Here is a 9,373-nt window from a genome sequence, read left to right as displayed (position 1 = left end):
TATCTAAGGAGCAGGATCAAGCAAGCAGGAAAGTGGGATCAAGAGACGATCGTCTCATTTTTCCTGTGTCAATACTGTTCCGGTGAATACTTACGGATCAAGCAAGCAGGAAAGTGGGATCAAGAGACGATCGTCTCATTTTTCCTGTGTCAATACTGTTCCGGTGAATACTTACCGTCGCTTCACCCCATCACCAACTGGCCTAAATACAACAAGTCTTTGATTAATCGTGGTTCACTCACCTTCTGGGTTGATGCCGAGGCCATGAGCAACTGGTTTCACCACGACCATCATGGACGGCGGGGCCGTAGCCAGCTCTACAAGCAACTCATCGGGCCAACGCTGAGCCTGCGGAACTACAACGCCCAGGTGGGCGAAATCCTGGCTGGCGTGAAGGTGATGAACAAGCTGATAGGGCTTGGTATGCCTGTTCGCCAGCCAGTGAATTGAGTGGTATCAACGGGTTGGGGAACGGCCATCCAGCGACGGATTTGATCAACAACGCCACTAAAGTAGCGTAAACAAGACACCGGTTTGAGGCCGGTGTCAGGTGATAACTAGATCTGTACAAACTGCACAAATGAACCAATAAATTAAACTTTTTATAGATATTCGTTCTGTGAAACAACAGATATATTAGGTGCGATCGTCACAGCGATTCCATCTTCCACATCACGACTATCGTCAAGAAGTAAAGCATAACTGCCATCTCGGTTAAACAATAACACCCGAGGAACGAACAAATTCAAAGAATCGCCATTAGCATAATCATTAAGCGCTTGCTCAATGGCATCCAGTTGCACTAATTTATTTTTAGCAAAACCAGCGATAGCAATTTCTTGCTCTGTTGTAATGCCATCTGCTTCAAAATATGCCTTTATTTTAACGACAACATCATAATCGACACCAAACAAGCTAATGACCGTTTTACTCTTCCAGCCAGTATTAAATGTTAACTCTCCAAAAATAGCGTTATTGATTATCATACACCTGTTCCTTTCTTGGCCTCTGATATTCCGCCACTGTGCGGGATATTGTTATGAACTTCACTTGGAACTTTCTGCATTGTTTTCATATCTTTACACTCATGCCAAGTATATCCATTCTCCTTCCTCCATTTTGCAACATCTTCTGGAGAACAGCCTTTTTGCTTTGCTAACTCAATGTCAGCCTTATCAAAATTATCTGAACGGCTGTCGGAAAATGGTTCTATTTCAACATCACCCTTACTTATTTCGCTGAAATCTGGTTCACCATCTTTGAATCGAATTCCATCGATATCATATTTTTCAAGTATTTCACCCCAGGTTTTTTCAGCGGCATTTGCTTTTTGTGGTATGTAGTCAGGATTTGGAATCCATTTTGAATCTCCCCGTTCCCCATCCCATCGCCCATTGTTTTCTTTGCCATCTGATTTATTATCGACAGGGCAATGCTTGACGTTATCACAGGCTGCGCCTAATGGTTTATCATAGTCACTTAACGGTTTATAAAAAATCTTTCCATCACTGAGCTTACCAAGATTACACTCTGAAAATCGAGTAACCCTAATATCCGCAACGTCTTTTAATACAGTTGGACTCATATCTTGACACTCCTATCCATGACATCATCGATCCACTGTTTATATATTTTTTCACGCATTTCAGTCTCAACCTCCCCAAGACTGAAATCCTTCATAAAACATTGAGCCAATGTGAACATAAGTTGCTCTGACGCTATAGGAATGAAAGATTTCACCACACTAGATAGCTTTTCAGTTAACTCATAATTACTCGTGGCGGTAATGACAGCTTTTTCGACACGACTACGAACGCCTAGCAAGGCTGATAATCTTCGAGCAAGTTTTTTGAAGTTTTCTTCGCTCCATAATGACAATTTTCCGTCTGTTCTGTATTCAGCGATTTGCTCTTCAATAAAATCACGATGATTAGATGTGATCTGTAACGATTCCAAACTACGCTCGATTTCAGTCACATCAAACTCTAATCGTTCCCGAATCCGCCCTTGTATCAAGAAGTAAACCAATTGCTGCCAGACCTTTTTCACATCAATCAATGTCAGATCTGATACACAGTTGTAATGTTTGGCATCAATTTCACATTTGCTTACTTTCACCAAAACTGGTTCAACCCAGTCGTTTTGATAAATTGCTGCAACACCCCGTTCAAGCCTTGAAAGTTCCTTTATTTGTTCATCATTAAGGCTTGCTGCTAAACCAACCAGTTCTCTGTCACTTTGTTCTGGTAAACGGAAAATAATTTTTGTATTGGTATTGCGAATAACTGACAAATCCAATAGTCCAGGTGACTGATCGGCTATGATAAATCCTTCGCCATACGTACGCATTTCAGCAATAGAATTTGCAATTAATTCTACTGACTTACCAAGCAAGTTAGAGCCTTCAGAAGATTGTTCTGTCGATGTTCGCTTGAGTAGGTTATGAGCCTCCTCTAGTACAGTAACATGCGAAAGTGGACTATTTATCTTGCCCGAGGTCATCCGATATTCATTCAGCTTTATGACGAGCATACCCATGATAAGAGACTTAGTTTCAGTTGACCCCACTCTACTTAAGTCAACGATTACATTTTTGTCGAACAGATCTCTATCACTCAAATCATCGCTACAGAAAATAAGTCCATTCAATCCATTCGTGAGCGAACGAACTCGAGTACAAAGCGCACCAGAATAATCACCTTTGCTATCAGAAGAGTATTTTGACTCGTCCAGAACATTTTCTATTTGCTCTAATAAATCTGAAAAGTTAGGGAAAAGAGCCCCCCTGGAATTTTCGGAAGCGATGATATTCCAACCAGTGGCGATATAAGCCCTTTCCATTGCCTCTTTCAAAATGGCAGGCATAGCCGCATACATTGGCCAACAAACGTTAAACAGTTCAACAAGTCTATCCAAGTGCTCAAGCACATGGATATCTGCAGGAAAGCGAAATGGGTTTATTCTTAGCATGCTATTTTTTTTGGGGTTAGTTCCATATACGTGCACATCAGAAAACTGCCCAAATATATTTTTATACTCACCTTTTGCAGGTTCAACAACCAAAAATTTAGTTCCGTATACGTTTCTCAACTGATTGAGAATTTCATATATCGCATTGCTCTTTCCTGCGCCAGTCGAACCGGAGATGAATGTATGCATGGTCAATGAATCACGATCAAGCCGCACCTCGGTATCACTTTCTCGCCCCATGCTAAACACTTTACCAACAATGAAGCTGCTTGAGCTGTCTTGTTGATTGTACTTGATCACCTCTTTACCAAAATCAGCGTGTTCAATTACAGGAAAACCACATACTGATTTTCTTGGCAAACCCATTTGTATCGCCAATTCATTTCCACTAACCAGCGATGATGCCATGATTGGTACAAGAGTAGATGCTGATCGATACTCGAAAACAGGGTGTATGAAATTAGTGATATACGCATGAAGTAACGGTCGTTGTTTGATGTTATCTCGCCCCCAAAAGTTAACTGCTGATGTTTCGACACCAGACTTTTCACCTTTCATCAGAGCTTTATACGTACCGGCGGCCATTTCAACGGTTTCTTGACTATCTGATAAAAAATAGGCTGCACACTCCCACATACCGAGGCTTTCGCATTCGTCCATACGCTTCAACTGCAAATCAATACGCTCAAGTGTATTAATAAGCGATTTATTTTGCATAGTAAGCTGAATATTATCGGAAGAGCCTAAAGTTACACCTTTGGTATGAGTCTGGTTTTCACTCTTACTTTCACTGATGGAATCTGACTCACTCGTTGTTTCGGAAGTGCTTTTGGTATAGTTTTCGTTTGTTCCTGTACCCCTAGTTACAGATTTTGGGTTTATAGCACTTAATCCAATTTGACCAGCCATTATCCCACCAGCTGCAACAAGGCTAGCCCCGCCAGTCAATGGGGCCGTCACAATACTGGCAACACCCAGCAAAGCTGAGCCAATGCCCTTAGCAAGCATTTCTTTCGTATCTGTCTTTGTTTCTGACTCGTTTGTAGTTGAACCTTTCGAGTAACTTGATCCGGTCTGAGTAGACTGACTAAACGAATGTGATGTGCCTGTCGTTATTCCGCTCGAAAACGCATCAGAAATATTTAACGCGGTATTAGTACCATAGCTTAACTGGATATTAGTAAATGGAGAAAGCTGTGTGTAGATGGATTCGTAAGCTCGGCGTGTTTCAGTCAATTGTTCTGCAGGCGTACTTTTTGCCAAAACTATGACGGTGTAACGCTGCCCTTGCATCGAAATCGCCAGTTTCTCAAGACCTTGAATAAACTTTTGGTTATCATTGAACTCATCATCTTTATTTTTGGCAACACAAGAAACCGTTGCAATATTTTTCGAAGGAATATTTAAGAGAAAATCTTCAGCTTCAGGGTCGAGCAAATCTTTCGTTTTTACACCGGGAAACTGTCCGACCAAAGCGTTTCTTAATGTATCTTTAAGTGATTTAGTCGTACGTTTATTATCGAGCGTTCGGACCCCCATATAAAAATCAGTTTTCTTTCCATCGCTATCAGCGATAATAAACACACCACAATTCAGATTCTGTACTGAATTGAATACAGAGGCAAACTTATACGTAGAATATTCGTCATTTTGGTAAACTATTTCGTTTATCTTGAATAAACGTATGTCACTTATTTTTTTCAAGCTATCATCAAGAGGAATAACATTAAACTCTGACAATCGCAAAAGATAATTTTTTAAAACAATATCACCTACAAGTAAACTTGCTTCAGCGAGTTGTCTCCGAAGCAAATCAAAACCTGGCACATTACTTTCCGGTATGGCCGCAGGTATATTTTCGTTATAGTCAGTTAACTCTTTTTTTAAAGAATTTTCAGACAGATTTGTATAATCACTCATCTTAATGAGCCCCTTTCGTTGCTGCAGCGACAATTACCCCACCCACCACTGCACCTACCGCTGCACCTATCACTGGCGTTGCAACTACACTCCCGACAACTGCACCAATGACTGCCCCACCCGCTATTTTGGCTTCACGATATAAACCACTCCGTTGATCGCAAGCTTTCTGCTCTTGATAACTACGATATCGAGAGCCGTGATATTTCGGTTGTGAATTTTCTCTATGTTGTTGTACTGAAGAGATAGTTGATGGCGTTGTCGCAGGAACTGGTCGCAATTTACGAACTACTTTTTTGAGATGCGCAACCCGTTCTCGAGAGAAATTATCGACAACATCTACCATCAACCCGTTCATATAGTTGTCATCCCACATAGTCTCGTTAAGGAGTAACTCACAACCATCATGCTTGTCGTAAAGATTGCAAACATCTGATAATGCTATGCGTTCCATTTCCTCGAACTCATTGAATGAAAGATCAACAAGTAAACTATCCTTAAGCATAATACGGATACCAATGACATTACCGTTTTCAACCGCGTCTCTGAATGCATTTGTTATAGTCACAAGTGTTTCCTCTTATTAGATTTCGAGAATTGATTCAACTTTCACATTAATTTGCTTAAGCCATGCAAGTTTAAGCTCAGATTCCTTAACGCGATCTTCCGCTAATTTTTTATCTGTAGCGTAGTTTTCTAGCTCTGCAAGTTTATTTTTTAACACAACATCTAGACGTTTAAATTCAGCCTTAAACTGTTCCGCAAATTTTATCGATTGTAATTTGGCATGTTTACAAGCATTTTTGCCATTTTCTCGCATAGCCTGTTCTATTTGTGAAAAAAACTCTTGCGCTAATGCACCACCATTCACAAAGCTAACAGTTTTGTATTTAGTCCGATAGTAGCCACTCTCTTGAAGCCAAGTCCAAGGTTTATACCATGCTTTATCATTATTTTTGATGAATTCATCACCATCCTCAATTTCTTTTTTCTCGATATATTTATTTATCTCTGGATCTATGCTGCCACCCATCAATTTCAGAGGATCTATCGATATTCCGCCAATATCATCAATATCAATTTCCTCTGTCAATGAAATCAGTTTCTGTTTATATTCAGAAAGAAGGGAATTGCTTGTATTTAAAATGCTTTCTCGAATAAGTTCATTTAACTCCACCTCAAAATCAGGCTCTAACGCTTTGACAAATTTCTTCAGTTGCCCAACAACGTCATCAGCATCCTCTATAGATATTTCCTTACCTCTCAGGCAATCATGCTGCTCCGTGATGCGATTCTGATATTTTCTGGTTATTTCTTTTACTACTTTATTTGAATCTTCTTCAACCTGTAGTAATGCATCCCCAACCTTATTCTCAAACTTTATTGCGGCCTTAGCATCATCAACTTTTCTTTTTATTGACTCGATCTGTCTTACAATACGTTCGCTTTCTTCTTGGTTTTTCGCCAGTTCACGCTTGGTTTTTTCAAAGCAACCCACCTCATCAAGTTTATGCGCAAAAGTATCAACAATATTTTTGATTTTTGCTGTCTTTGCGTATTTCTGCACATACTGACGAATGGCGGCCTCAATAGAAGTTATCCCGGTATGAATCAATGCCTCATTAGGATTGTCGCGAGGATCTTCTTTCCAATTGCTTCTGACACCTTTAAGTATTTCATTAATTTCATTACGGATACTTATTGGTAAAGATGCATATTTTTCCAAGTGCAGGTTTTCATTTCTGTTCAGCTTTTTAACCTTGACTATTGTATCTTCACATGTATCTTCGTCCACTTCTGGTGCTTCATTTTCAACTAGCCGAATATTTAACGCAGGCAGAGCAGAAGCTGGAAACAAATTGGGATTATCTATTCCATGGGTTCTTAAATATGAACGGATTCGATCTAGTGTCTTACTTGTATCACCATCCTCTTTCTTACGATCATCGAATTTATTAACTACAAAAATAAACCGGTCTTTGGATTGTTTGCCGCCAACAGTCATACTTTCAGCAACACGTTTCAGCAAAGCATTATCATCGTCAGTGCCAAACTCACCGGTCATGATATAAAGGACAAGTGCTTTTGATGACTTACCAAGTAATTCGCTTTGTACTTTTTCATGCCGACGGTCTCGAGAATTATTCGGCCCGGGAGTGTCAATAATAACAAGAGAAACATCATCTGACGAAACGAATGGAATATTACCATAGGCATTGATAACTGAAACAGTTTGATCTGCATTCAATCGTTCCATAACTGGATAGCTCAGTTCTTCAATCGTTTCTAATAGCCTATTTTCTTTGCCATAAACTTCAGCTCTAAATGGCAAGCCATCTCGCATTGCGTCTTTAATGCGCGTGATTATTGCTGTGCATGCTTCCTGCTTTGATGGCATGAGTTTTGAACCTAACATAGCGTTAACTAGTGTAGATTTCCCAGCACTCATAGTAGCAACAACACAAAGTTCAAAATCACTACTCTTGGCATGATTAAACGCGCTGAGAATATCTTCGCTTCTTAACTCATCATATGGGCCTTTTTTAATTTCATCAAAGACCTCATTAATCAAAGCTTCTTTATCTGAAGTTTCTTTTGCTGGTATATGACTAATTTTATTACTCTTGATTAAACCCTTATTTAGGTCCCCTGAGAAAACTGCTGTTAAATCATCGCAGTCAAGTTGTGTACCATGAAACTCTATTGCAAACTCAGTGTCATTATATTCATCAATTAACATTTGTGGCAATTCTTCGATCCACTCTTGCAGGCGCGTTCCGGCACAGACCCGCTCTCCGATTTTACTGTTCTGTGCTAATTTATTCCCATCAATATTAACTTCAGTTTCAAGTTTGTATGGATTATATTTTATGAACACTTTTTTCATAATTTTACTACTGCTCCATAAAGAGTATTTTCAAACCCGTAAAGTCCACATTTACAAGCCAATATAGTTAATTCATCATCTTTATCAGCTTTACCATTGAGACCATAATACCATGACAAATCAAATTCTGGTTTTAAGAATTTTTTCTTGTAATATTCAAAATCATCAATTTCATCATTGGTTAACTCATCGCCGTTTTGTTTCATCTTAATTAGTAGGGAAAAATATGCTGATATTGGACAAACAATCGGATTATCTAATCCTACTTCAAGAAGATCTTTTCGCACACCATCAATGCTATCTTCTATTGAGTCAACATTTTTATTATATGAATCAAGCTTATTTAACACGAAAATAATCTTATCTTTAGGAACATTATCTGTCACAAATTTCAGATATCGTATTTCTTCATCGGTACCTAATCGATTGGCATTGAACACATAGATCAACTTATCGTATCTTTCATCTTGAAGAGCTCTTTTTGTCAATTTTCCGTGTTCTAGGTTGATTGATGAGTTAATGCCAGGAGTATCGATTAAGCACACACGCCCATGTTCATGGTCCAATGCCCTGAAAAATGAAGCTATATGACTAATGTCTGTCTTTGTCATTAGTTCATCATAACTTGCACCAAGTTTAAGTGATGAATGAAGCACATTTATAGAACCATCCTCAAATGGTTTATTGAAAAGGTAAGTTAGGTTTGCTGTACATGCCTCCTGCGATGTTTTAGTTAATGGCTTTCCAATAAGTGCATTGATCAGAGTTGACTTGCCGGCACTCATATTCGCCGTAACCATAAAACACATCGCTGGTTGCGAGATAAACTTTCGGTTGACCCGAAACTGTCTTATTAAATCTTCGGCAACCGAATAAGCATGCGGGACAGGCTCATCGGAGTGAAGAACAGCGATCAATCCTTCCAGTAAATGAGCCTTCTTATGACTTAAGTAATTAGCTATTTGCTTTTGTGCATTGCATATGTCCGAGTAATCAATAAGGATTAACGCAATATCACAGAGAAGCCAGTATCGATATTTTCGCCGCCAAGGCATTAATGGAGTATTAACAATGCTTCGTATGAGTTGACTGCAATTACTTTCATTCAGTATAAGAGTTGATTCGCCACCCACAAGCAAATTTAAATATTGTACAAGTCTTGCATCAGCATAATCCTTCCTCGAGCTAAATTTTTTTACAAAATACTCAAGTACTGCATAATATTTAGACTGAAAATTTTGACTCGAATTTATCAAAGGATGTCTTTCTAAAATTCTTGACGAAACAAACCCACTACTATCTATATCATTTGTAAGCATAAACATTTCCACTAATTAATATTTTTATAAAAAATTAGATCCTCGACGCACTACATCCCAATGCATAGGTATAAACATAAATCCATCACATTCAGTTCCCGTATCACAACGTAGTCACTTAGGGAAGGTGCGAATAAGCGGGGAAATTCTTCTCGGCTGACTCAGTCATTTCATTTCTTCATGTTTGAGCCGATCTTTTCTCCCGTAAATGCCTTGAATCAGCCTATTTAGACCGTTTCTTCGCCATTTAAGGCGTTATTCCCAGTTTTTAGTGAGA

The 9,373-nt window shown here is 39.1% G+C and carries 6 protein-coding genes and 1 pseudogene; 1 reads left to right on the top strand and 6 read right to left on the bottom strand.

What is annotated here, in order from left to right; translation table 11 throughout:
• Positions 1 to 144: 144 nt before the first annotated feature.
• Positions 145 to 321 (top strand): annotated as a pseudogene (locus AB5Y64_RS02870) (transposase); the annotation flags it as partial.
• Between the two features lie 281 nt (positions 322 to 602).
• Here AB5Y64_RS02870 and AB5Y64_RS02865 read toward each other — a convergent pair.
• From AB5Y64_RS02865 to AB5Y64_RS02840, 6 genes are read right to left on the bottom strand one after another with little or no spacing between them, the layout of a single operon-like run.
• Positions 603 to 986, bottom strand: coding sequence for a hypothetical protein (locus tag AB5Y64_RS02865; protein WP_182951700.1), 384 nt, complete (start codon positions 984 to 986; stop codon positions 603 to 605).
• A complete protein-coding gene (locus tag AB5Y64_RS02860) occupies positions 983 to 1,585 on the bottom strand; it encodes an HNH endonuclease (RefSeq protein WP_182951699.1) in 603 nt (200 codons plus the stop codon). Before AB5Y64_RS02860 ends, AB5Y64_RS02865 begins: the two co-directional genes overlap by 4 nt.
• The gene (locus AB5Y64_RS02855; protein ID WP_182951698.1) at positions 1,582 to 4,890 is read right to left on the bottom strand and encodes an ATP-binding protein; all 3,309 of its coding nucleotides are present in this window, start codon (positions 4,888 to 4,890) and stop codon (positions 1,582 to 1,584) included. Before AB5Y64_RS02855 ends, AB5Y64_RS02860 begins: the two co-directional genes overlap by 4 nt.
• Position 4,891: 1 nt before the next feature.
• Positions 4,892 to 5,458, bottom strand: a complete 567-nt coding sequence (locus tag AB5Y64_RS02850; RefSeq protein WP_182951697.1) for a hypothetical protein — start codon at positions 5,456 to 5,458, stop codon at positions 4,892 to 4,894.
• A 15-nt stretch (positions 5,459 to 5,473) separates the two neighbouring features.
• On the bottom strand, positions 5,474 to 7,777 hold the full coding sequence (locus tag AB5Y64_RS02845) for a dynamin family protein (protein WP_368203233.1): 2,304 nt from the start codon (positions 7,775 to 7,777) through the stop codon (positions 5,474 to 5,476).
• On the bottom strand, positions 7,774 to 9,096 hold the full coding sequence (locus AB5Y64_RS02840; protein ID WP_182951695.1) for a dynamin family protein: 1,323 nt from the start codon (positions 9,094 to 9,096) through the stop codon (positions 7,774 to 7,776). Before AB5Y64_RS02840 ends, AB5Y64_RS02845 begins: the two co-directional genes overlap by 4 nt.
• Positions 9,097 to 9,373: the final 277 nt, after the last annotated feature.

The sequence above is a fragment of the Aeromonas sp. R5-1 genome, assembly GCF_040908265.1.
Lineage (GTDB): Bacteria > Pseudomonadota > Gammaproteobacteria > Enterobacterales > Aeromonadaceae > Aeromonas > Aeromonas caviae.
The sequence above is the reverse complement of the archived record's forward strand: the minus strand, read 5'-3'. Positions and strand labels throughout refer to the sequence as shown.